Annotated in this window: 16 protein-coding genes; 11 read left to right on the top strand and 5 right to left on the bottom strand. The window is 58.8% G+C overall.

Annotated features, from left to right (window positions below; genetic code table 11):
* Positions 1–1,660: diguanylate cyclase (locus tag Q1A00_RS00405; protein ID WP_299754727.1), on the top strand; the 1,660-nt coding region annotated here is incomplete at its 5' end.
* Here Q1A00_RS00405 and Q1A00_RS00400 read toward each other — a convergent pair.
* The 3 genes from Q1A00_RS00400 to phoU all read right to left on the bottom strand — a co-directional run bounded on the left by Q1A00_RS00400 (position 1,634) and on the right by phoU (position 8,168).
* Positions 1,634–3,409 carry a choice-of-anchor Q domain-containing protein gene (locus tag Q1A00_RS00400; RefSeq protein ID WP_299754724.1) on the bottom strand — a complete coding sequence of 592 codons (1,776 nt, stop codon included), beginning with the start codon at positions 3,407–3,409 and terminating at the stop codon, positions 1,634–1,636. The genes Q1A00_RS00405 and Q1A00_RS00400 overlap by 27 nt on opposite strands.
* 234 nt (positions 3,410–3,643) lie before the next feature.
* Positions 3,644–7,237: a methionine synthase gene (metH, locus tag Q1A00_RS00395; RefSeq protein WP_298403663.1), complete on the bottom strand. Its 3,594-nt coding sequence runs from the start codon at positions 7,235–7,237 to the stop codon at positions 3,644–3,646.
* A gap of 271 nt (positions 7,238–7,508) precedes the next feature.
* Complete coding sequence (gene phoU, locus Q1A00_RS00390; protein WP_298403666.1) at positions 7,509–8,168, bottom strand: phosphate signaling complex protein PhoU; 660 nt, start codon at positions 8,166–8,168, stop codon at positions 7,509–7,511.
* Positions 8,169–8,586: 418 nt separating this feature from the next.
* On the opposite strand from phoU, the gene Q1A00_RS00385 reads away from it, so the two are divergent.
* The 10 genes from Q1A00_RS00385 (at position 8,587) to Q1A00_RS00340 (ending at position 22,878) form a co-directional block, all read left to right on the top strand.
* Positions 8,587–9,300, top strand: coding sequence for a cysteine hydrolase family protein (locus tag Q1A00_RS00385; protein ID WP_298403669.1), 714 nt, complete (start codon positions 8,587–8,589; stop codon positions 9,298–9,300).
* Between the two features lie 77 nt (positions 9,301–9,377).
* Positions 9,378–10,877: a GAF domain-containing protein gene (locus Q1A00_RS00380; RefSeq protein WP_298403672.1), complete on the top strand. Its 1,500-nt coding sequence runs from the start codon at positions 9,378–9,380 to the stop codon at positions 10,875–10,877.
* A gap of 34 nt (positions 10,878–10,911) precedes the next feature.
* Entirely contained in the window at positions 10,912–12,183 is a 1,272-nt protein-coding gene (locus tag Q1A00_RS00375; protein WP_298403675.1) for a pitrilysin family protein, read from the top strand.
* Between the two features lie 9 nt (positions 12,184–12,192).
* Positions 12,193–13,224 (top strand): FAD-dependent oxidoreductase, encoded by a 1,032-nt coding sequence (locus Q1A00_RS00370; protein WP_298403677.1) that lies wholly within the window; start codon positions 12,193–12,195, stop codon positions 13,222–13,224.
* Between the two features lie 370 nt (positions 13,225–13,594).
* A complete protein-coding gene (locus tag Q1A00_RS00365) occupies positions 13,595–14,662 on the top strand; it encodes a dipeptidase (RefSeq protein ID WP_366144849.1) in 1,068 nt (355 codons plus the stop codon).
* Positions 14,663–14,672: 10 nt separating this feature from the next.
* Entirely contained in the window at positions 14,673–15,962 is a 1,290-nt protein-coding gene (locus Q1A00_RS00360) for an ArgE/DapE family deacylase (RefSeq protein ID WP_298403683.1), read from the top strand.
* A 4-nt stretch (positions 15,963–15,966) separates the two neighbouring features.
* Positions 15,967–17,685 carry a formate--tetrahydrofolate ligase gene (locus Q1A00_RS00355; RefSeq protein ID WP_298403685.1) on the top strand — a complete coding sequence of 573 codons (1,719 nt, stop codon included), beginning with the start codon at positions 15,967–15,969 and terminating at the stop codon, positions 17,683–17,685.
* A gap of 109 nt (positions 17,686–17,794) precedes the next feature.
* Positions 17,795–18,304, top strand: a complete 510-nt coding sequence (locus Q1A00_RS00350) for a hypothetical protein (RefSeq protein ID WP_298483224.1) — start codon at positions 17,795–17,797, stop codon at positions 18,302–18,304.
* A gap of 743 nt (positions 18,305–19,047) precedes the next feature.
* The gene (locus Q1A00_RS00345) at positions 19,048–22,095 is read left to right on the top strand and encodes a S8 family serine peptidase (protein ID WP_299754717.1); all 3,048 of its coding nucleotides are present in this window, start codon (positions 19,048–19,050) and stop codon (positions 22,093–22,095) included.
* A 75-nt stretch (positions 22,096–22,170) separates the two neighbouring features.
* Positions 22,171–22,878: a hypothetical protein gene (locus tag Q1A00_RS00340; protein ID WP_298401374.1), complete on the top strand. Its 708-nt coding sequence runs from the start codon at positions 22,171–22,173 to the stop codon at positions 22,876–22,878.
* A 111-nt stretch (positions 22,879–22,989) separates the two neighbouring features.
* Here Q1A00_RS00340 and Q1A00_RS00335 read toward each other — a convergent pair whose 3' ends face one another.
* Positions 22,990–25,026: a hypothetical protein gene (locus Q1A00_RS00335; RefSeq protein WP_298401372.1), complete on the bottom strand. Its 2,037-nt coding sequence runs from the start codon at positions 25,024–25,026 to the stop codon at positions 22,990–22,992.
* Positions 25,027–25,095: 69 nt separating this feature from the next.
* Entirely contained in the window at positions 25,096–25,785 is a 690-nt protein-coding gene (locus tag Q1A00_RS00330) for a response regulator transcription factor (protein ID WP_298401370.1), read from the bottom strand.
* Positions 25,786–25,804 lie beyond the last annotated feature (19 nt).

Raw genomic sequence — 25,804 nt, 5'->3', positions numbered from 1 at the left:
AACCGGGTACCGCCGCGAGCAATTACTGAACCAACGGTTGCTTGATCTCTTTCCGCATTACCTGAATGATGGCACCTTCGCCGATTTACGCCGGTTGATCGAGACCGGCGTGCCAGTGCGCCGGACAACTACCATCCCCAAGCCGTCTGGTGAACAACGCTATGTCGAGGTGCATGCCGGCAAGCTCAATGACGGTTTTGTGGCTATTTGGCGTGATATTCACCACCATTATCAGCTTAATCATCGCATTCGCCAGCAGGCCGAATTGTTGGATCAGATCGCTGATGCAGTTATTGCCACCGATCTCAACTATGTCGTCGTGAGTTGGAATCGCGGCGCTGAACAGATCTACGGTTGGACAGAGGAAGAGGTGATCGGCAAGCGGCTGGAAACCTTCTTCGAGACTCGTTTCAGCGATACGACAAGCGATGAAGCATCCGCCATCTTACGCGAAACTGGCCACTGGGAGGGCGAAGTTGAGCAACGGCGCCGCGATGGCAAGTACATCCCCATTCACTCGATCGTGGTGTTAATCCGTGATGAGCAAGGCACACCAACCGGTATTGTCGCTGTCAACCGCGACATCAGCGAGCGACGCCATTTTGAGATGCTGTTGATGAAAACCAATCAGCGGCTTGAGGAAGCCATGATTGAAGCGCGCCGGCAAGCCGCTGAGATCCTGATGGTTAACGAATTGCACGACCTCTTGCAAGTCTGCCAAACCACCAATGAGGCTGCCGAAGTCATTGCCTTCAGCTTGCAACGGATCTTCCCACGCCAGAGCGGCTATCTGATGGTGCGGCAACCGGGGACGGCCAATCTGAACCTATTGGCCGCTTGGAGCGCCACTACAACTGCCCCAACTTCGATGAGCATTGACCAATGCTGGGCCTTGCGGCGTGGCTTGATCCACCGTACCTGCGCTGGTGAAGGTATGCGCTGCGCTCATATCCGTGCAGATCCTGACGATTGCACGTGTTGCGTCCCGCTCGTCGTGCAGGGAGAAATCTACGGCCTGCTCCACATTGCCGGCACTGAATTACCGCGCAGCGAGTTGATCGTGATGACCGGCGACACGCTGAAGTTGGCGCTCTCTAATCTGGAGTTACGGGCGACATTGCGCGAACAGGCAATCATTGATTCATTAACTGGCCTATACAACCGGCGCTATCTTGAGTCAAGCCTGCCGCGCGAACTTCACCGCGCGCAGCGCGAGCAAACGCCGCTCGCGGTGGCGATGATTGATATTGACCACTTCAAGCAATTCAACGACCAGTATGGCCACGACGCCGGCGATACCCTCTTGCGCGAATTAGCAATTATCTTTCGCGAGCATTTGCGCCAGAGTGATCTCGCTTGTCGCTATGGCGGCGAAGAGTTTGTTTTGATTCTGCCGGGTGTCAATCGCGCAACTGCCCAAACGCGCTTGCAACTTCTCCGAGAGACGGTGCAGCGGCGGCAGATCTCCTTTGCCGGTCGACTGCTTGGGCCGGTCACCATCTCGATCGGATTCGTGGTGTGTGAGTCAAATGACCAAAATGCGCATCTGATCATTCAACACGCCGACACAGCACTCTACGCAGCCAAACACAGTGGGCGCAATCAGGTGGTTGACTTTGCCGACTTACATCTCTTACCGTCTGACGAAGGGAACGAATAGTTTGACCGGTGCTTGTGTCACCTCCACGCTTAGGCCATTGCCAAACGCGCTGCATACGATTTCGCTACAAGCACGGAGACGAACGGTATAACGGCCCTGATCGAGCAGGATGCGGTTATCGGTAACTGGGAGCACCCATGTTGCGCCATCGTCGCGTCGCGCTTCAACTTCGTACCGCACTGCACCGGCCACCGGAGCGAACGACAACTGCACCAACGGCCCGCCGTTATGGCTGGCCAGTCCGATCAGCGTGGGTGGATCAAGCTGGCCAGCCGGCGCAGAGCCACCATACTCAAACGCACCGAGATCGCACGCGCCCACCCGCGCTGCACCCCGTTGATCGAGCGGCGGGCAATCAGCGCCCGCGTCAATCGCCGGACTACCAGCGAGAAGGGCAAGGGTCGGTAACGAGCCACCATGGTACGCTACGGCGGTTTCAAGCCGTGGATCTGTCTTAGTGATACCGCTTATGCAGGTGCGACCTTCAGGACTTTGCAGGTTACGGCTGCCGCGAAACGTACCGAAACACTGCATTGAGTCGTGGGAGCTACCGAGTTGATTACTGGCGATAATCACATTGCGCAACTCGACGTCAGCGCTATTACTGGACGTATTGTAGATACCGCCGCCGAGCCGGTCGGCGTAGTTGTGCGCAACAGTGACATTAATTAGGGTCGCTTGCCCACCGTTAAAATAGAGACCGCCGCCGTTGCCTTGATCGGCGGTTGGCGCATCAGCGCGATTGCCCACTACGGTGAGATTAGCGAGGATGGAGCGATTCCAGCCGGCATAGAAGGTCGTCTGCGCGATCAGAATCGCACCACCGTTATCTTCAGAACGGTTATTAACAAACGTCGAGTCGCGCAGCGTAAGAGGGCCATTGTGATGCATCAACGCGCCGCCGCTGGCTCGATTGTTACTGCTAAGGTAAACGACATTATCGGCGAAGAAGCTGCGCTCGATTTCAGAACGGTCGGGATGGTACAGGTACGAATAGACCGCACCGCCAAAATTACGCGCCTTGTTGCCGATAAAAATGCTATCACGGATCACAATCTGGCCGCCAACACCTGATTGGCCAGCGCCATCGTTGTAGATCGCACCGCCAAACCCGAAATTGGCCACCACACCGCCACGTGAACTATCGTTGTTACGGAAGGTCGAACGCAATACGGTGATCGGACAGCGCAGATTGTAGATGGCTCCGCCATTGATGCCGCGGTTGTTCTCAAAAAGGCTGTCTTCGATGTGAAGCTTACCAAAATGCATCGAGATAGCCCCGCCGCCTTCTTCATCAGTTCCAGCCGTGCTATCGTTGTTGCGGAAAATACTGTTGTAGATGAAGACCTGCGCGTTGAGGCCGGCGGAACGGATTGCGCCACCTTCGACGCTTCGCCCGTCAACCAACGTAAGATTACGGATAGTCAGAGTCGTGTCGTAGAGCCAAATAATGCGGGTGCGTCCGCCACCGCTCAGCGTCACCCGCCCGCCCTGCTGCGGGCCACCGCCGTCGATCTCAGTATTCTGGCGCACTTCCAATTGACTCGAGAGGGTAATCGTCACGGGTTGAGGACCACAGTTGAAGGTGACCCGTCCGCCATTGGCAACAGCGGCGCGGAGTGCAGCTTCGGTGCAACTCGCCGGCGTGCCGTTGCCAACTACACCGGCAGCACGAACCGGTGTTGCTGTCCAGAAGAGAAGGAGGCCGAGGAGGATCAGCCAGTGCACCGGAGATGATAGATTGTTCATTTTCTACCCTTGTGTAACGGTGCTGAGATGAAATTTCATTCATTTCGCAGGGTAGATGATTGGCTGGAGATGATCTACATGACTTTTGGGCTATATATGTAGATAGGACTAAAATGGGCGAGCAAAGTGAATAGATTGTCACATTGGGGATACCATAGGGGCACAGCCTGCTGGGCCCCTACGGTTGGATTGCTGCGGTGTACGAAATGGTTAAGGGCACAGCATACTAGGCCCCTACGGTGTGGATTGGGTGTCGGTTTCGGCGCGTTCGATGGTGCTGCCGATGCTGAAATACTTTGCTTCGGGATGATGCACCACGATCGCGGCGGTACTTTGTTCAGGCACGAGTTGGAAGGCTTCGGTTAACGTAACCCCAATCTCTTCACCGGGCAAAATCTGCCAGAGCTTGGCATGTTCGGCGAGATCGGGGCAGGCGGGGTAGCCCCACGAATACCGCTTACCCCGCCGTTCATCGAGGCCCAGCCCTTGCCGGATGATACGGTTAGTGTATTCGGCCAGCGCCTCGGCTAAACTGACGCCGAGGCCGTGAATGTAGTAGCTGCGGCTGTAGTCGCCGCGCCGTTGCAATTCATCAACCAGTTCATCAACCGCGCTACCCATCGTAACAATCTGGAACGCGGCGACATCATATTCACCGCTTTCGACGCTGCGGAAGTAGTCACTAATGCAGAGGCGCTCGCGGGCCGGCTGGCGCGGGAAGACAAAGCGAGTGAGTTCGCGCGAGCGGTTAGCCGGATCATAGACGATCAATTCTAGACCATCGCTCTGCACCGGAAAGTAGCCGTAGATCACTTTCGGCTGCAACCAGCCGTCACGCTCAGCCTCAGCCAGCAATTGGCGCACCTTCTGATCAAACTCGGCCCGCAGTTGCTCCCACTCAGCGCCTTTGGCATTCTTGGCCCCCCATTGCAGCCGGTAGAGACTGTTGCGATCAAGACATTCGAGGACATCGCTCAAGCGGATACGGCTAGTAGCCCGCCATCCCCAGAAAGGCGGCACCGGCACCGGCACATCGGTGCGCACCGCCGAACGCACACCGGCAGCAGTGGCCTGCGACGCTACACCGAGTTCATCCAAGGCCACCCGCCCGGTTACGCGCCGATGCAGCACATTCGCCGCTTCGCGGATCGTCTGCTCGATAAACTGCTCGCGGATAGCCGGATCGCTCAGCCGATCCATGGTCTCTAGCCCCTCAAAGGCATCTTTGCAGTAAAAGACGCCGGCGGGGTACGGTTCTTCCTCATCGACAAAGGTGATGCGCTGGCCGTATTGGCGATTGATCGCGGCACCGCCGACCAGCACCGGAATATTGAGTCCGCGCCGATACAACTCTTGCACACAGAGCGGCATCTGCTTGCTTGTACTGACCAGCAGCGCCGAGAGACCGATCGCATCGGCTTGCACTTCCAGCGCCTTCTCAATGATGGTATTAATCGGTACCTGCTTACCGAGATCGTAGACGGTGTAGCCGTTGTTGGAGAGGATGGTATTGACCAGATTCTTACCGATATCATGCACATCGCCGTACACCGTTGCCAGCACCACCTTCGCCTTGCTCGAACCTTCAATGCGGTCAAGGTAGTTTTCGAGCCGGGCGACCGCCTTCTTCATCGCTTCGGCGCTCTGCAAAACAAAGGGCAAGATCAGTTGGCCGGCGCCAAACAGATCGCCAACCTCTTTCATCGCCGGCAACAGCACGTTATTCAGCACCTCAATCGCCGCCCGACCCTGTGGCGACGCACCCTGTTCATCACGCGCCGCCGCCGCCGGATCGCTGAGGTGCAAGCCAAGCGCTTGCAAGCGCTCATCAACTGCTTGATCAATATCGTCCTCGATCCCCTCTTTCTTGCGGTGCAGAATTTTCCAATGCAACCGCTGATCGACCGTCATACCGGCAGTGGGGTCTTCGCGCTCGTTGTCGCTGCTGGCAGCATGCTGTTCAAAATAGGCGATAAAGCGGGCCAGCGCATCTTCGCGACGGGCAAAGATCAGGTCTTCGCACAGCTCGCGTTGTTCAGGATCGATTTCAGCATAAGGAGTCACGTGGGCCGGGTTAATAATCGCGGTATCAAGACCGGCGGCCACAGCGTGGTAGAGGAAGACCGAATTGAGCGCAGCGCGGGCATGCGGGGCCACACCAAAGCTGAGATTGCTCACGCCAAGCGTGGTAAAACAGCCGGGAATTCGTTGTTTGACGAGCCGAATTCCTTCGAGCGTCTCGATCGCCGAGCGGCGCAGCTCTTCTTGACCGGTCGTAATCGGGAAGGTCAACACATCGAAGACGAGCGCTTCGGCGGGCAAACCATACTCATCGCGGGCAATTTGGGCGATCCGCTCGGCGATGGCTACTTTGTGCTCGGCAGTGTGAGCCATGCCCTCCTCGTCGATGGTCATTGCAATCACTGCTGCACCGTAGCGCGCCGCCAACGGCAACACCTTATCAATCTTCGCGCCTCGTCCACCCTCAAGCGAGACCGAATTGATCAGAGCGCGACCGGGATAGATTGACAACGCCGCCTCAAGCACATCAGCTTCAGTTGTATCAATCACTAATGGCAACTCGATATTGAGGGTCAGCTTTTTGATCAGGCGCGTCATCTGCTCTTTTTCGTCAGTGCGCTCGGTCATCGCCACACAGACATCGAGCATATGCGCGCCGCTCTCGACCTGCTCGCGGGCCACTTCAAGCGCGCCATCGTAGTCGTCGCGCAGCAGCAGCCGCTTCACCTTCCGCGAACCGAGCGTATTCAACCGCTCGCCGATCATAGTGAGGGTAGCATCTTGGCGCAGCGCCGCGGCGCGAATGCCTGAACTGACGCTGGGAATATATTCCACCTGCCGCGGTTTGGGTCGAGGCACATCACCCAAGATCTGGCGCAAACGGGCAATATGAGCGGGGCGGGTACCACAACAGCCGCCAACGACCGAGACACCGTAATCGAGCACAAACTCGCTTAGCGTCTCGGCAAACGGCTCCGGCTCCATCGGATAAACTGTGCGTCCCTCCACCTCAAGCGGCAAGCCGGCGTTGGGGATGCACGAAATCGGCTTACGCGAATGGGCAGTCAGATACTCGATCGCCGCCCGCATATGTTCGGGGCCGGTGCCACAATTGAGACCGATCACATCAACCGGCATCGCTTCGAGGGTGGCGATCAGCGCGGGCACATCGGTACCCAGTAGCATACGCCCAGACAGATCGAGAAAGACCTGCGCCTGCACCGCAATATCGGGCCGGTTGAGATCGAGCTTAGCCCGGCGGATGCCGTCGAGCGCAGCCTTGACTTCAAGAATGTCAACACTCGTCTCAACCAACAACAGATCAACGCCACCCTCGATCAAGCCAATCGCTTGCTCGCGAAACATGTCTGACAACTCGGCAAAGGTAATATTGCTCAGCTCAGGATCATCTGACGAGGGCAGCTTGCCGGTCGGCCCCATCGAACCGGCGACGTAGCGCGGGCGGCCATCACGTTCGGCGAAGCGATCAGCGACCCGGCGCGCTAGCGCTGCGGCGGCACGGTTGATCTCAATCGTGCGATCACCCAATCCCCATTCGGCAAGACGGAGGCGAGTGCTTTGAAAGGTATTGGTCTCGATCACATCGCAACCGGCCTCGAGAAATGAGGTATGAATCGCTTCAATCACATCGGGACGGGTGATTACCAGATAATCGCGACAGCCAAAGGTTGCCTCGCCGCCGTAATCCTCGGCGGTCAGATCAAAGGTATCGATCGAGGTACCCATTGCGCCGTCGTAGATCAACACCCGTTCGGCTAGAGCTTGGAGATAGGTTGGTCGCGTCACATCCGCCTCGTCAGATCTTCTAGAAAGGGAACACCGCAGCGCGTTCCTAGCTAAAATATCCCATAAACAAGCGCCGGCAGCCTCTAGCAACAGCGCCGGCGCTGAGTCGTTTCACAACGTATACTATATCATAATAAGTGGTAAGCGCGCATAGAGCCGAGACACTCGCCAGGCGGAGAGATGGCTAGCACGGAACGATGGCGGGAGCAGCACAAGGTTTGTACCGGTAGGACGTATCATGATGTATCCCTGCCAGCCGCAGCGGATAGGCCTAGTTCAGCGTCGTCTGGCTACTTGTCACCAAATAGATCACCCGTTCGCCGATATTGGTGGCGCGATCGGCAGTGCGCTCGAGGGCATGCACCATATCCAGCAGATCGATCGCCGCTTCAAACCGGTCAGGGTCTTGACGGGCATCGGCGATGATCAGGGCGCGCAAGGCATCTTCTAGCTCATCCACTCGCTCATCGTGAGTGGTCAGTGAACGAGCCAATTCGGCATCTTGGCGCAAAAACGCTTCGAGGCTGGTATTAACCATCTGCAACGCCAGTTGGGCCATCTCGTGAATCTGGGGCGGCGGCGCGACAAAAGCTACACGGCGCGACGCGCGCCGCACCCGCTTGGCAATGCTGTTGGCATAATCGCCAATCCGCTCCAACTCGCCGGCAATTGCTGTCACCACGCTGGTCAAACGCAGGTCAGACGCCACTACCGGCTGCTGGGTAGCCAATACGTGGATCACACTCTCTTCCAATGTCCGCCACGCTTCATCGATCTGCTGATCATCGTGAATAATCTGCGCCGCAGCAACGGTATCCCATGTTTCAAGGCAATGAATAGCGCGTAACAATTGCTGCTCGACCATACTGAACATTCGCAGCAGATCTTCACGCAAGGCGCTGATCTGGCGAATATAGCGTTCGCGCACCATGTCTATTCCTCCTCGCCTAAGCTGAATCAGCGTACCATCTCTCGGCTGCCAAACCCATACCGCGGCGCTGTCGATCTGATTTTGCGCACAGTAAGAGCCAATCCCATTATACTTGAAACTTCATTGGAATTGGTGAAGAATCTGCCGCATTGGAGCGTTATCACTTTATTATCAGACAACTCGCCAATACATCATCAGGATAGGTTATTTGACTTGTATCAAGGTAGAAAACAAATAGCATAGCGTTAGAACATCAGCGGCTCGCTCAAGATTGCCAGACGGACGATTGCTGTGATACACCATCCCGTCAGCCCATGATTGCGATGAAGCACAGGCTGCCCAGCCGATCTTCGCTTGACGCACACGCCAGTTCGTGGTAAAATAGTGTCAGTTTTACACCAAAGAAAGGAGGCCAGTGATGCCCGCAATCCACGATTTGGCTACGCGCAGCGCACCATTTCTGACCTATCTCGAGCAGTGGTATAACACCTTGCCGGAAGTTGATCTCGCGACGATCATTGGCGATGCGCCGGAACGGGTTGCACTCTGTTCGATCGACATGATCAACGGCTTCTGCAAAGAGGGGCCGCTGGCCGGGCCACGAGTCGGCGCGCTAGTCGAGCCAGTGGTCATGCTGTTCAACCGCGCCTACGAGCTAGGGGTGCGCGCTTTTGTGTTAACCCAAGACACCCACGATCCGGCGACGCCAGAGTTCGCCGCCTACCCGCCGCACTGTGTAGCCGGCACTGCCGAAAGCCAGACGATTCGCGAGCTGGCTGAGTTGCCATTTGCCAATCAGATTGTGGTGATTGAAAAGAACTCGCTCAGCTCGCACCTTGGCACCCGCTTCGGCGCATGGCTGGCCGAGCATCCACAGCTCGACACCTTTGTGCTGGTTGGCGATTGCACCGATCTATGCGTCTACACCGCCGCAATGCATCTGCGGCTCGAAGCCAACGCTTTCAATCTCAAACGGCGGGTCATTGTAGCCGCCAACGCGGTTGACACCTTCGACACCCCGGTGACAGTGGCACGCGAGCTTGGCATCTATGCCCACGACGGCGATTTGCACCACGTCTTGTTCTTGCACCACATGGCGCAAAACGGGGTTGAAGTGGCGAATATCCGCTAACCATCGTCCGGCGGCATCTCTGGCTAGTATCGTGGTATACTAGATCCTTGATCGCCGCAATACTGCCGGGAATGACTATGCCGGACACCGAAGATCTTGCTGCTCTGACTGTCGCCGAACTGGTGGCGCACGTGCGCGAGTTGCGCAGCGCCAACGCCCAACTGCGCCGCCAGTTGCACCCCGCCGGCCCGCCTTTGGCCGTCCACGCGATAGCTGAGGAACTGATCCGGCAAACATCGTTGTTGGCGCGGCTAGGGATCGAGTTTCGCGACGACCTCGAACCGATGGCGCTAGCGCAGCAGGCGTTACAGTCGGTCACGATCAATCTACCCGCCGATGAAGCGACTGTCGTGCTGCTTGGCCCCGATCAGCAACCGGCCTATGCGCTGACGGCGGCGCTTGGCGCGCCACGGCTGTTGCCGCCTGAACGGGCCGCCGAACTGATCACGCAGGGCAGTGCCGGTTGGGCCTTGCGCCACGGCAGCAGTGTGGTCTTGCTCGATCTCGCCAACGATATTCGTCGCTTCCAGCTCCGCGAATTGCAGGCCGGCGGCAGTCTGATCGCGACGCCGATCCGGCAATCAACGGCAACGATCGGGGTGCTGATCGTCTATCGGCTCGCCACTCACGCCTTTAGTAGCAGTGATCTGATCTTGATCGAGAGCGTGGCCACCCAGCTCGGCGTCGCCATTGGCGCGGCGCGGCTCCATCAGCAAAGCCGCCTCCGCCAACAACATATTTTGACCTTGCTCAACTTCGGCCAGACGTTTACGGCCAGCCATACCTTGGGCGATGTGGCGGCGCAGTGCCATACCATCGCGACCGAAACCTTTGCTGCTCGTTGGGGCTTGCTCTTCGTGCGCCCCTCGCCCCAGAGCCAACCGGCTTGGATCGCACCTACCAACCTCTCGCTTGAAGCGCCGGTCGCCGCTGCTGGCGGCGCAGCCCAATTGACGGCTGATAGCCAGAGCGTGGTGACGATGGCGCTCACCGACGAGCTGACCTGCATTGCCCTGCCTTTGATCCACGACGGCGCATCGATCGGCGGGTTGGCGCTCGGTTATGTCGGCCCGCAAGCCACTTCATCCGGCCTTGATTGGAACCTGTTGGAATTGTTTGCCCGCCAGACCGCGACGGTCTGCGCCACGTTACAACTCGTCGCCCGCTTACGCGAACAGACACAGCTCCTCGAAGAGCTGATTGCCGAACGCACGAATCAACTGCAACGCTCACGTGATTTGTTGCGGGTCGTGTTTGATAGTCTCCCCGAAGGCGTGGCCTTGCTCGACGAGAGCGAACGGCTCGCTGCTGCTAATACCGTCTTCGCCAATCAAATCATTGGCCGCCATCCCCGTGAGTTAGTCGGCAAGACCTACGCCCATCTGCTGCGCATGATCGAACGCGCAGCGCCAACCTCGATTGAACTGCTGCCTGACCCGCGAGCCGGACGGCAACGGCTACGCATCCGACAGATGTTCCCTGACGGCGCGCGCAGTTATGTGATCGAACGGATGGACATTCCAGCATCGCATGGTCAGCCGGCCTCGCGCTTAGAGTTCTGGCGGCGCGAACTGTAGTTGTTTCCGTTGTCTAGCACCTTAGAATCATACGATGCCATACTTACACACAACCCGCAATGGAATTCGCATCTTGATCGAAGAGTTGCCGCACACCCATTCGGTGGCGATCGGTTGTTTCATTGATATTGGCGCTCGCTATGAGCCGGCAGAAGTGGCCGGCGCTGCTCATTTTATCGAGCATATGCTCTTTAAAGGCGCCGGCGCGTACCCGACAGCCCATGCTATTTCGCTGGCGATTGAGGGGGTCGGTGGCTATCTTAACGCCTCAACCGGTTATGAAACGACCGTCTTCTACGCTAAAGTTGCTGCGATCCATTTCGATCGCGCATTGCACGTGTTAAGCGAGATGCTGCAACGCCCGCTGTTTGACGCAACTGAATTGGAAAAAGAGCGGCGGGTGATTATCGAAGAGATTCGCGGGATTCAAGACAACCCCACCGAAGTCGTACATGTGTTGTTGCAGCAGACGATGTGGGGCGATCACCCATTTGGGCGTGACATCGCTGGCAACATTGCCACCGTGAGCGCCATATCGCGCACCGAGCTGTTGCACTTTTTCCGGCGAGGCTACCATGCCGGCAATCTGGTGGTGTCGGTCGCCGGCAAGATCAGCGCCGACCAAGCGATCCCTGCAATCGAGCGCGCCTTTGCTGATCTGCCTACCGGCCAGCGTCCCGTCGCAGTTGCGGCGCCGGCGTTGCCGCGAGAACAACGGCTGAGCCTCTTGCCACGCGATATTGAGCAGGGCAATGTCTGTCTTGGTCTGCCCGGCGTCTCATACCACGACCCCGACCGGCGAGCAGTGCAGGCGCTTGATGCCCTGCTCGGCGGCGGTATGTCGTCGCGCCTGTTCCAGACCATCCGCGAAGAGCACGGTCTCAGTTACAATATCGGCTCGTACCATAACGAGTTTGCCGATACCGGCATGTGGGTGATCTACGCCGGGGTGGAACCGGAGGCCTTACGCGATGCGGTGGCGATGACGCGCCAGATTGTACGCGATTTGGCCGAGTACGGCCCGACGACGCAAGAACTGGCAACGGTGAAAGAGCAACTGAAAGGCAGTTTGCTGCTCTCGTTGGAAGACACATGGTCGGTAGCGTCACGTAACGCCGCCAGCTTGCTTCGCCACCAGACAGTGCAACCAGTTGAGCAGATCGTGGCCGAGATAGATGCGCTCACCCTTGCCGACTTGCAGCGCGCTGCGCACCGCTTGTTGGGAGATCAGCAACAGTGGCTGGCGGTAGTTGGCCCGTATGATGACGATGATCGGGCCGATTTGCAAGCCCTGCTCGAAGAATGAGGCTGGTTGATGAAAACGGTTGCTGTTGTTGGTGCTGGGATGGCCGGGTTGGCCGCCGCTTGCGCACTGCAAGCCGCTGGCATCGCCACGGTGGTGTTTGAAAAGAGTCGCGGTGTGGGCGGGCGCGCCGCCACCCGCCGCATTGGCGATTGTTGTTTCGACCACGGCGCGCAATATGTGAAAGCGCCTTCGGCTGCTCTGCAAGACCTCATTGCCGCCACCGGCGATGCGGTGCAAATCCAGCGCCCGGTATGGACGTTTACCGCCGCCAACCAGATCGGCCCCGGCGATCTTGCGTATGGAAATGAGCAAAAGTGGACGTGGCCCGCCGGTATCACGCGCTTGGCTAAGTATCTCGCCAACGGCCTCGATGTGCGGCTAGAGACCACCGTTGCGAGCATGTATGCCACCGGCGACCGCTACCGTCTCACTGCTGCTGATGGAAGCGATCTGGGCCGCTTTGACGCCGTGCTGCTCACTGGACCCGCCCCGCAGAGTGCTGCGATCCTCGCCGCCGGCGATCTCGCGCCGGCGAGCGCCGCCCTGATCGCAGCGCTCCATTCCGTCCAATACCGCCGCTCGATCAGTATCACTGCCGCCTTCCCCCACCGCCCTAACGTGCCTTGGTATGCGCTGGTCAATATCGATCGCCAACACCCAATCAGTTGGCTGGCTTGCGAACACGATAAGCCGGGCCGGGCTCCAGATGAGGTCGGCTTGTTGATCGCGCAGATGAGCGACGGGTGGGCAACCACCCACTGGGACACGTTGCAGAAAGGGACCTTCGCCCCCGCCGATCCGTTACCGCCGCCAATCAACGAGGCGTTGGCGGCGATCCGGGTTCTCGCCGGCGACTTAGGTGCGCCGCTGTGGATCAATGTACAACGCTGGCGCTACGCTTTGCCAGACACCGCTACCCCGTTGACGACAATGGATCGGATTGTTGTGGCGGGTGATATGGTAGCCGGGCAGGGTCGAGTGCATCTAGCCATCGAAGAGGGCTGGCGCGCTGCTGATCAGATTCGGGGGTGGTTGGAGTAGGTGAAATCTCGTCATTGAAGGGGGCGAAGCTCTCGTAGCAATCTCCCGCGCAGGCGCGAACGAACGCTGGACGCTTGCGTGCAAAAGCGGGGGGCTTCGCTGCCCACCGGCGGCGCACCCTAACCGGTGGGGAACACACGATGCGTAAAAGATGTCCCTCCTGCGGTCGCGGGAGATTGCTCCCACTCCACCGACGGTGCGGCTGTAGCGACCGATCCCTCCCGCGATCGCGGGAGATCGCTGCAGGGGCGGGTCAACTAGCTCCGCTGGCTGACCTCATCCCCCCGCAATGACTTACGAGGCGCATTGACGTCTGTTCCCCAACTCTTTCTCTCTGTAAGCGAGATGAGGAAACATCAAGGAAAACATGATGACAACCTCTGTGTGGCCACCAGTCTTTGACGGGCACAACGATGTGGTGCTCGACCTGTATCGGCCTGAACCGGGTAAAGAGCGTGACTTCTTTACTGCCAGCCCGCACGGCCATCTTGATCTGCCCCGCGCCCGCGCCGGCGGGTTTGGCGGCGGGTTCTTTGCAATCTACGTGCCGCCGCCGCCTGCTCCCAAACCGCAGGCTACACCACTGCCCGAACCACCCTACCACCTGCCGTTGCCGCCGGCGCTCGATCACGGTTATGCCCTGCGCACGACCTTAGCGATGGCGGCGCGCTTGTTTCGCGTCGAAGCCGAATCGCAAGGCCAGTTGCGCGTCTGCCGCACGGCTGGCGAGATTGCCGATTGTCTCGCCAACAATGTCATTGCTGCCATCTTTCACATCGAAGGCGCTGAGGCGATCGGCCCCGATCTCGATGAGCTTGAGGTGCTCTACCAAGCTGGCCTACGCTCGCTTGGCCCGGTCTGGAGCCGGCCTAATATCTTTGGCTACGGCGTACCGTTCGCCTTTCCCGCCTCGCCCGATATTGGCCCCGGCCTAACCGAGGCTGGCAAGGCGTTGGTGAAAGCGTGCAACCGACTGCGCATCATGATCGATCTTTCGCACCTCAACGAAGCCGGCTTTTGGGATGTGGCCCGCCTGAGCGACGCGCCGCTCGTGGCGACCCACTCCAACGCGCATGCGATCTGCCCGAGCAGCCGCAATCTGACCAACCAGCAGCTCGCGGCGATCCGCGAATCGGGTGGGATGGTCGGGCTGAACTTCGCCGTCACCTTCTTACGCCCCGACGGGCAGCGCGATGCCAATATGCCGCTGGCGGTGATGGTGCAGCATATCCAGTATTTGGTCGAACGATTGGGCATTGATCACGTCGGTTTCGGCTCTGACTTTGATGGCGCACTGATGCCGGCAGCCATCGGCGATGTGGGCGGTCTGCCCCGCCTCTTGCAGGCGCTGGCCGAGGCCGGGTTTACGCCAGCCGAACTGCGCAAGCTGGCTTACGAGAATTGGCTGCGCGTTCTGCGTTTGACGTGGGGAGGATAAACAAACTAGTATGCGCGACCTTCATCCAACCGAGCAACGAGTGCTCGCTGCCATCGACGACGCTGGCTTGCTAGAGGCGCTGACCGCGCTGGTCGGCATCCCTAGCCTTGACGGTACTGCCGCCGAAAACGAAGCGCAGGAATACGTCGCTGCGCTGCTGGCCAGACAAGGGATGGCCGTCGATCGCTGGGAGATCGATTTGCCGCAGTTGTACGCGCACCCCGCCTGTAGTTGGGAAGTGCCGCGCGAGCAGGCATTGGGGGTGGTGGGGACGCTTGGCGATGACCGCGGTGGGCGCAGCCTGATCTTTAACGGGCATGTTGATGTGGTGCCAGCCGGCGATCATCGCCGCTGGGGCAGCGACCCGTGGCAAGCGACCATCATCGATGGGCGAGTCTATGGGCGCGGCACGCTAGATATGAAAGGCGGCTTGTGCTGCGCCATCTTTGCCGCGCGCGCGATTGCCGCCGCTGGGGTACGCCTACGCGGACGGTTGTTGATCCAGAGTGTGATCGGCGAAGAAGACGGCGGCTTGGGCACCTTGGCAGCCATTATGCGCGGCCATACCGCCGATGCCGCGATCGTCGCCGAACCAACCGAACTCAAAGTCGCGCCGGCCCAAGCCGGCGCGCACAACTTCCGCCTGACCGTCTATGGCGCGGCGGCCCACGGCTGCGTGCGCGAAGAGGGGGTAAGCGCGATCGAGAAGTTTGCGCCGCTCCACCAAGCCCTCCTCGACCTCGAACGCCGCCGCAACGAACGGCTGCGGGCCGCCGACCCTAGCGGTCTGTTTGCCCGCTACCGTACCCCCAATGCGATCTGCATTGGGATCGTGCGGGCCGGCGAGTGGGCTTCATCCGAAGCCGAACAGCTCGTGGCTGAAGGCCGCTACGGGATTGGGATCGGTGAAGACCCCGCCGCCGCTCGCGCCGAACTTGAGCAGACGATTGCCGCTGCTGCTACTCAAGACCCGTGGCTGCGCGATCATCCGCCAACGCTGGAATGGTGGGGCGGACGGTTTGATCCGGCCAGCACCCCGCTCGACGCGCCGATTGTGCAGACCTTGGCGGGCTGCGATCAGGCCGTGCGCGGCGCGCCGCCCGTCTTCGAAGGTATGACCTACGGCGCCGATATGCGGCTACTGGTGAATGTCGCCGGCATCCCCACCGTCTTGTACGGGCCGGGTGATGTGCGCGACGCGCACCGGCCCAACGAATCGGTCACCATTGCCGATTTGCAAGCTGCAACCCGCGTCTTTGCCCTCACTGCGCTCCGTTTTTGCGGATACGACGAGGAATAACCTTATGAAAACCAGTCTCCAAATCGCTGCCGAAGCCCGGCTCGAACCGATCGGCGTTATTGCCGAACGGCTCGGTTTGCCCACGGAGTATCTCGAACCGTATGGCCGCTACCGCGGCAAGATTGATCTCGCCTTTCTCGATGACTATGCTGATCGCCCGCGCGGCCGTTACATTCTGGTCAGTGCCATTACTCCAACTCCGCTTGGCGAAGGCAAAACCACCACCTCAATCGGGCTAGCGATGGCACTCAACCGGATCGGCAAGCGAGCCGCCGTGACTCTGCGCCAATCGTCGCTAGGGCCCGTATTTGGCATCAAAGGCGGCGGCGCCGGTGGCGGCTACAGCCAGATCGTGCCGCTGGCCGAAAGCATTTTGCACCTCAACGGCGACATTCACGCCGTCTCACAAGCCCACAACCAACTGGCAGCGCTCGTGGATAACAGTTGGTACCACGGCAACCCGCTCGACATCGATTCCGACCGGATCGAGATCAGGCGAGTCGTTGATGTGAATGACCGCTTCTTACGGCAGATCATGATCGGGTTAGGCGGCAAGCAGAACGGCTTTCCGCGCCAAACCGGTTTTGACATTAGCGTTGCCAGTGAGCTGATGGCAATCTTGGCGATGGTCAACGGTGCCGGTGCTAAAGCGGCGCTGCGTGATCTGCGCACTCGGATCGGACGTATGGTAGTTGCCTTTCGCCGCGACGGCACACCTGTCACTGCCGAAGATGTTAAAGGCGCTGGCGCAGCGACCGTGTTGATGCGTGAGGCGCTCAAGCCCAACCTGATGCAAACCATCGAGAACACCCCGGCACTGATCCACGCCGGCCCGTTTGCTAACATCGCGCAGGGTAACTCCTCGATTCTGGCCGATCTGGTTGCGCTGCGCTGCACCGAGTATGTTGTCACTGAAGCCGGGTTTGGCGCTGACATCGGGGCCGAAAAGTTCTTCCATCTCAAATGTCGCGCAAGCGGTCTCTGGCCCGATGCAGCAATCGTAGTAGCGACCATCCGTGCTCTCAAAGCGCACAGCGGCAAATATGAGATTGTGGCGGGCAAGCCACTGCCGGAAGCGTTGCTGCAAGAAAATCCCGACGACGTATTGGCCGGCGGGGCCAACTTGCGCCGCCAGATCACCAACATTGCCCAGTTTGGGGTACCGGTGATTGTGGCCCTCAATGCCTACCCCGAAGACACCCCAGCAGAGATCGAAGCCGTGGCCCAGATTGCCGCTGCCGCCGGCGCTGCCGGCATGGCGGTGAGCAACGTCTACGCCGAAGGTGGAGCCGGCGGCGTCGAACTGGCCCGGCTGGTGGCGCAGGTGGCCGAACGGCCCGGCCCACGCGAACCGAAATTTCTCTATCCGCTGGAGATGCCGTTGGCCGAGAAGATTGCAGTGATCGCCCACCGCGTCTACGGCGCTGCCAGTATCGAGCTGAGCGAGACCGCTGCCGCGCAACTAGACGCTTTTGCGACCGCTGGTTTCGGCGACTTACCAATCTGCATGGCCAAAACCCATCTCAGTCTCAGCCACGACCCAAAATTACGCGGCGCGCCGGCAGGCTTCACCTTCCCCATCCGCGAAGTGCGAATCAGCGCCGGGGCCGGTTTCATCTTACCCATTGCCGGCACGACGGTGACCATGCCGGGCTTGGGCGCGCATCCGGCAGCCCACCAGATTGATATTGATGTAGAAGGGAATATCGTTGGATTGTTTTAGCGTCGCCACCGTGCCCGTCAGATTTGTGGCGGGCACGGTATGTTAACGGTAATGCGTGCGCGATACAATATGAGAAACGTCGTAACAAACCGTCACCACCAACACTTTTATGATTGTCTCCCATCCCCGCCGCACCATCATCTCACGCCACGAACAATTTCACCTCGCCCAACAAGCGTTGCGCCGGCTCGACCGCGGCACAGGTCTGATCGCGCTTGGCGCCAGTCTCATTGTTGGCGCAATCGCGGCGTTGATCTGGCTGCAACCGCACCTCGCTCCTATTCCGGCCAGCATCGCGATCAACCTGATGACGATTGGCATTGGCGCAGCTTGCCTCATTGCCGGCTGGCGCCGGTACAGCTTTCACCGCCAACTACGGGCCGCAACCGCCATCACCGACGCCCCCATGATCGATTGCTGGATCGAAAACGCCTTTGAGGGCGAGCCGGGAGTGATCGCGTGGGAATTGGTCACCAGCCAGCCTGACGGTACAGAAGTACGGTTGCGGCAAGCACAATTGATTGATCCATCATTGGTGACCGTTTTTCAACGTGCCGCTACCGTTCCGGTGCGCTACGTACCGGCGAACCCTACGGTATCGGCCTTGATCATCGAATAACGACGACACGCGGCCCTAAAAATCCCGAATATCCCACGTCACTTAGATCATAGGCGGTATCTGAGCTACCGCGCCCTTTGCCCGAAGATGCTTGGGCTGCCGAATATCCTTCACCACCTAGATCGCAGGCAGTCGCGGAGCTGCCGCGCACCGCAACGGATCACTAGAACCTGTTATGCACTTCGGAGATCAACGTGGGATGCGTTCAGCATGACACACCAACCCTATCCACGCGGCGTGAGCCTTCATCGCTCTCTACCTGACCTTTATAACTGAAGACGCCCCGCAGCGCGACCACTCGCTGCGTGAGGTTGTGAATGGATGGCGTTGGAGCGTCCACACGGGCGTAGCGACGTTGCAATGCAACGTCGCTCCAACGCGCATGCTGCCCACCGATCTGCCGCCGTGGCCCACCGTCTCTATTGAGGGCCGAGGTCGTTACGACGCTTCGACAGGCCCAGCGTACCGCGCTCGTCCATGAATGGCGCGCGTTCGCCGGTTGGCACGCGATGAGGAGCGGTTGCCAAAACCCTTGGCCGGAGTGCATGTGCTGGCCAGTGCGATCCTCATACGGAAGCGGTTTATTCCCGTTACGGTCAAACGTACATAGCAGGCTCTAGTGGTTGTGCGAGCGTAAGCGCCGGTGCAATGACAAAACTGCAACCCTTGCAGGAGGACGAGTATGCTATGATGTATTAGCAACTGTTGCTTAATATGTCACATCATAATCATCATCACCGCCTATGAAGCGCCGATTGCTGCTGATCCTGCTGATCATTACGAGCCTTGCCAACTTGCTGGCGCTTACCCCTCCTGCACCGGTGCGTGCCGACCCGGTCACCCTTAGCGCCACACCTACCAGCCTTGCCGCTACCGTCGAACTCGGTAGTACTCTCACCCTTGATCTGACGATTACAAACAACGGCACTAATCCGATTACGCCGCTACTCTACGCTGGCTTTCCACCACCGATTGCCCCAGCTCGGATGGCTGCACTGCCATCGCTCCCTGTGCCCTTACCGCAACAGAAAGAACGGGTCGATCCCGACTTACAAGCAGAACTTAACCGCGGCCCCACCCGCTTTCTCGTCTTCTTTGCCGACCGGCCTGATCTTGGCCCGGCCTTGTTGATGCACGACTGGACAGCACGCGGCGAGTATGTCTATCGCACACTTACTGAACATGCCGAACGTAGCCAGCGCGCAGTGCGGGCGATGCTTGATGCGGCTGGCGTGCGTTACACACCGCTCTGGATCGTAAATGCCTTATTGGTTGAAGGAGATGCCGCACTCGCTGATGCGCTCGCCGCTCATGCGGACGTTGCGATGCTCACTGCCGATCACACGTTGCAGATGACGCCACCGGCAGAAACAACAACGACCGTTTCGTGCTACGCAACCACAAACAACGTGTGCTGGAATATCGCCCAAATCGGCGCCGATCGAGTCTGGCGTGAATTCGGTGTCACCGGGGCCGGAATTACAGTAGCGAACATTGATAGCGGTGTGGCGTACACGCATACGGCGCTGATTGACCAATACCGCGGCAACCTTGGCGGTAGTGGATTTGACCACAACTACAACTGGTTTGATTCGGTTGGTAATCAACTAGCACCGGTTGCCTCAGGCAGTCACGGTACCCACGTGATGGGAACAATGGTCGCCAATCCATCCGACCAACCGGCAATGGGGGTTGCACCGGGAGCAAGGTGGATTGCAGCACGGGCGTGCAGCATGAGTTCGTGCAATAGTAGTGACATCATCGCTGCTGCCCAATGGATGCTGGCGCCGACCGACCTGAACGGCAACAATCCGCGGCCGAGTATGCGACCCCACATCTTGAATAACTCGTGGTCATTCGGCAGCGGCGGCAATACGGTATACATCGGCTATACAGCCGCGTGGCGCGCAGCCGGGATATTTGTAGTTTTTGCCGCAGGTAATATAGATAGTAATTACTACGGTTGCAGTTCTATTGCTTCGCCCGGTGATTACGCCGATGTCGTTGCGGTGGGAGCAACCGATCGCAACGACCGTGTGACAGTCTTTAGCCGGATTGGGCCGACAACTGATGGCCGGGTGAAGCCTGATCTGGTTGCACCGGGTGCTCAAATCACATCGACCGTAGCAACCAGTGGTTATTCTAGCATGTCAGGTACCTCAATGGCTGCGCCGCACGTTGCCGGGGCAGTGGCCTTGCTCTGGTCGGCAAACCCGCAGTTGATTGGCAATTACGATGCGACCTACACCCTCCTCACTGCAAATGCTTTGCCAATAACGAATGACCCCAATTACATGGGAACGACACACGCCGCTTGCCGCCCCGACACTGTCCCGAACAATATCTACGGTCATGGACGACTTGACGCTTTTGCTGCTGTCGCCGCAGCGCGGGTGAACATACCTTGGCTCGTGCTGTCTGATACGACACCGGCTAGTCTTGCCAGTAGTGGTGATGTAACCATCCCTATTACGCTCGATGCGCGCAAGGTGGCTGGGCCGGGTATCTATACAGCACGGATATTGATCTACGCCAACAATCTTACCGATCCGCCATTAGCAATTCCGGTGACGATGATTGTACCGGCACGACCAAGCCATGCTACCATCAGCGGCACAATTACTGATAGCGAAACCGGTCAGCCGTTGTCCGGCACCGTGACCACTGCCTTCGGCGCCATGGTCAGAGCAAATGCAACCGGCGCCTATAGCCTCGTCGTGCCCGGCGGCGTGGCTCAGACTCTCACCGCTGCTACTAGCGGCTTCACCACCCAAAGCCAAAGTGTTACCCCGCCTACCGGTGGTTCAGTCACGCTCAACTTTAGCCTTAATCCGCTCCGGCCAAAACTGACGGTGCTGAACGATCTGGTGACAGCAACGGTTGATTTCAATCAAACCGTGACCGTTGACCTACCGTTGCGCAACGATGGCAATGTTCCACTCAGTTATACGTTACGCATCGATAACGAACCGTATGGCGTGTGGCGGAGTGATGAACCTGATGGACCGACTGGCGGATGGATCGATCCGCCAGCGAGTAGGCAGATACTGAGTCTCTTTGATGACAACAATAGCAACGCGATTGATATCGGCTTTGATTTCTCCTTCGACGGTCAGTTCCATCGTTTTATGTACGTGGGAGCCAACGGCATTCTCGCCTTTGCTCCATTTAGCAGTGTTAGCACTCCGTTTAACCCATCGTGTCTACCGCTCGCTGAAACCAACGCACCGGCAATTACCCCGCTCCACGTTGATTTTGACAGCAGTGCCGGCGGCGAGATTAGCGTTGCTCGGGTGAGTGCCGGTACATTGGTGACATGGGATAATGTACCACTATACGGCACGACACGCAGATTGAGCGTACAAGCGTTGCTCCAGCCAAACGGTGTCATTCGCTTCCATTACCGCGATGTTGCTGACGTGATTACCGATGACATGGGAGTTATTGGCCTCCAATTCACTGATAGCTTCCAAACCATCGCCTGCGATTTTGATGCTAATAGCTACCCTCCGCTTGATCTGAGCAATGACCTCGTGATTGAGTTACGTCCGCAGCTTAATCCACAAGCGTGGCTGAGTATCGCAAGCGAGGGCAGTGCGCAGATTGCTGCCGGTGCTTCAGCTACCGCTCACCTTGATGCACGGTGGATCGGGCCTCTCAACGCAACACAACAAGCGCGGGTAAAAATCATGAGCAATGATCCGCGTCAACCGATCACAACCACCCGTATCCAGCTCACCGAAGGCATGCCGGCGCCGTATCAAGTGATCATCGTGATGATCTATCGCTAACGATGCAACGTTTTGGCGGTGGCGTTCGTCTGTTCTGTTGTCAATGCAATTTGGTAAAGAGGACAGAACATCTGTATGGAACGCCACCGCAACGATATATTCGCACCAATCGACGTTGATCACGTGCTTGAACGCATCGCTGGCGGCAACGAGACGGATGTCTACCGCAGTGACGATCATCGATTCGTAGTTAAACTCAAAGGTGAACTAGGCAGCCGCAATGTAGCATCTATGTTGGCCGACGCTCGCCGTATGCAACGCACGGCGGGGCGGTTTGCCGCCTGCCTTGGCCCACGCCACGCTATCCCAACCTCTTTCGTGCTTAGCCGGGATAGCGCGGGGTTTGTACATGCGTTAGCGATCCAACCGTATCTCGCCGATGCGCGCGTCTTGGCTAGTATTGACTGGAGATCAATGGACGCGGTTCAGCGCCGACGAATCGGGCGCGACCTCCGCCACATCATTGCCCAAGCGGTGAGCTGCCTCTTCCGTACCGGCCACCTGCCCGATCTGTACGGCCGAGTCAGCGCCAGCGCCGCCGAACGCCAGCGCCGCAAGCAGTTGCGCTATCTACCTGAACGGATCTGGAGTTTTCTAGTCAAACGCACTATCCTGCATTCGCAGAATCTGATGCTTACCGCTGAGCAGCCGCCACGCCTCGTCCTGATCGATTACGACGAGGTGAGGCAGAGTCCGCTCTACCGGGCGATCTATTTTTTGACGAGGCTGATGTTGTTTGGGCGCGACCTAATCGTGATCTGGTGGCGATTGGAACGAAGATAAGGCAGAGCAGCCCCGGCTGCTTTACCAGCGCTGCTCTGCTAATGGTCAAAACAAATCGCAAGCCAAGATTTTGTCACTTTTGCGACGTTTCGCAGCCATTTCCAACCATCATTAACGCACCTCGCGCACACCCCGCGCCAGATCGAGCAGCGCCGCCCGCCCGCCATCGCCCAGATCCCAGACCCACAGCGTCGTAGGTGAGCGCTGATTATGGGCCTGCGGGCCGCGCGGCCCAGCGCCAGCTTGCGCAAGCGCAGCATAGATAAGCTGCTGTTGGCGCACCGTTACCGGACCAATCCCACCTAAACTCTGGCCAGTTGCCAACAACTCGCTGCGCTGCAAGCCGCGCCAGCGGTAGAGCTGGTAATCTTGCAGCAGATCACTTGCGCACAAGGTCGTGAGGTAGAGCAAACGCCCCTCGCTATCCCAACCAAGCGGGCGCGTCCAGAACGGCCCTTCGCGCACCGGCTGCGGCGGCAATGCTTCAAGCGTGGCGGTAGGAATGGCTATAGCCGTTGACGTTGCCGTAGGCGGTTGCGGCGTCACCGTGCCGGTGGGCGTAACCGTCGGGGTAGCAGTAGGAGTCGCGGTTGGAGTTCGCGTTGGCGTAGCCGTCGCCGGCGGCAACGTCACCCGCTGCTCGCCGATCCGTTCGACCAACTGGCCAGCGCTATCGAGAACAAGCAGGTCAGCGCCGAAATCATCGGCGCGCAGCGCCTCGACAGCGACATACTCGCCAGAAGGGCTGGCAATCAGCGCGCCAAACCCGCGGTAGCGCACGACCAGCCGGGCATCAGTCAACAAATCAGCACCCACATCGCGCACTTCACCACTCGGTAAGCGCAAGAAGAGTGAGCTACGACCATCAGGCGCCTCGGCGCGGTAGATCAAGCGGTTGCCACTCAACCACTGCGGCGCAAACCGGCTCCACTCATCGAGCGCCGTCTCAACTCGCACCGGCTCGCCGCCGGCAACAGGAACCGTATAGATGGCCCACTGGGTCGGAATCGCACCTGTTTCATCAACTGCAAATGCCACCGCTAAACCATCGGGACTAAAGACCGGCTCGGCGCAACTGACGCCAACCTGAGCCAGCAGACGAGCCTCACCGCCAGCCAGCGGCAACAGCCATAGGGTGGAGGGAACCGCTAACGCTGCATCTGCCGGATCAAGGCCCGGCTCAGCGCGACAGAAGGCAAGATAATCACCCCGCGGGCTCACCGCCAGATACGTCTCCGTCTCAGTGGAATCGGTCAAGTTGATAGCGCCGGCCAGCCGGCGTTGCATCCCTTCGCCGGCGGATGCTACGCCCGTATCAAGCGACCAAATATCGCCATCAAAGAGGAAATAGATCGGCTCTAGTTCGCGAGGTGGAGATCCATCCGGCACCCGTAGCGGATCGCTTGCGATCCCAAATGTGGCCGAACGAGCCACTGCCACCGATAAACGATTCGGTGCCAGCGTCACCCGAAACGGAACCGGCTCAGCCAGCGGCAACAGGATCGTTGCACCGGTATTGGCCTGTGGATCAACCAGCACCAGCGCCTGCGAAAGGGTCCGAGTGCCGGTGAAGGCGATCGTCTGGGCCGTAACTGAGGCAGCAAACCGGTCATCGCGAATCCAGCCGGACAGATCGATCTGCAAGGCATACGGCGCGTTGAGAGCCGCGGTCGCCGGCACAATCCGGGCATCAGCCAAGGAAAGACAACGCACCGCAGCCCCGATTGGCGGCGAATCGGGACTCAACTCAAAGAGGAGATCAAGCTGTTCAAAGGCAGGATTCCCACTCACCCGCACCTCTTGCAATACTGCCGAGAACTGGCTGGCTGGCAAACCGGCTACTTGCGTACAGTAGCTAAACCCAGCCAGCGCCGGATTGGGTGTCGGTGTCGGGGGCAAGGGGGTTGCCGTCGGTGTCGCCGTGGCGGTTGGCGTCGGCGACGGGCCACTGGTTGGAGTAACGGTTGGAGTGGCGGTCGCCGTCGCGGTAGCGGTCGCCGTTGCAGTAGGCGACGGCGTACCGGCTACAATCGTCTCAATGTTCGAAATCCGCTCCTCTTCGCCAACAGGAATCAGATCGCATCCGGCCAATAGAACGCCCAGCAACACTAGCAACAGGCAGGGGCGAGCAAAACGGAAACGCCTCACAAACGTCTCCTGTGTTGCACCCGGCCAATAACCGGATACAACGCTGACAAAGAAACCCAGCATCGGGTCTTACGAGCCATTGGGCAGCACGACTTTGATCCAGCCGCGCCGCATGGCATAGACAACCGCTTGCGTGCGATCATTGACAGCCAGTTTACGCAGGATCGATGAAATATGGTTTTTGACCGTCTGATTGCTAATATCGAGTTGGGTGGCAATTTCGCGATTCGTGCGGCCAGCGGCGACCAGCTCGAGCACCTCAAGCTCGCGCGCCGACAGCGGCGAGAAGACGGTCTGCGTATCATCATCGCCAACCATCTGGCGAAACACCGCTAGCACCGTCGCCGCTACCTCAGGCGACGACAACACCAGATCGTTAATCGGATACTCGCCGCGCCGCACTTGTCGGAGTGTCGCTAGCAAATCAGGGAATTCGATACTCGGCGGTACAAATGCCGACACACCAGCCCGGATTGCCTTCACCACGGCTGAACCATCATTGACCGGCCCAAATAAAATCACGGCAACGTGAGGATGACTCCGCTTGATCGCCCGCGCCACTTCCAGCCCATGGACACCGGGCAGATCGATGTCCATCAACACGAGATCAGGATCGACTTGATCGACCATTTGGATCGCCTGTTGGCCATTGCCGGCTTCACCTACCACCTTAAAATCAGGTGTTGCCGATAACGCAAGGCGCAAACCGTCGCGAAACAGCGACACAGTATGCACAATGATCAGCGTCGTCACACTCACAGCCAACTCCTCGACCACT

The sequence above is a fragment of the uncultured Chloroflexus sp. genome, assembly GCF_938091255.1.
In the GTDB taxonomy this organism is placed as follows: domain Bacteria; phylum Chloroflexota; class Chloroflexia; order Chloroflexales; family Chloroflexaceae; genus Chloroflexus.
The sequence above is the reverse complement of the archived record's forward strand: the minus strand, read 5'-3'. Positions and strand labels throughout refer to the sequence as shown.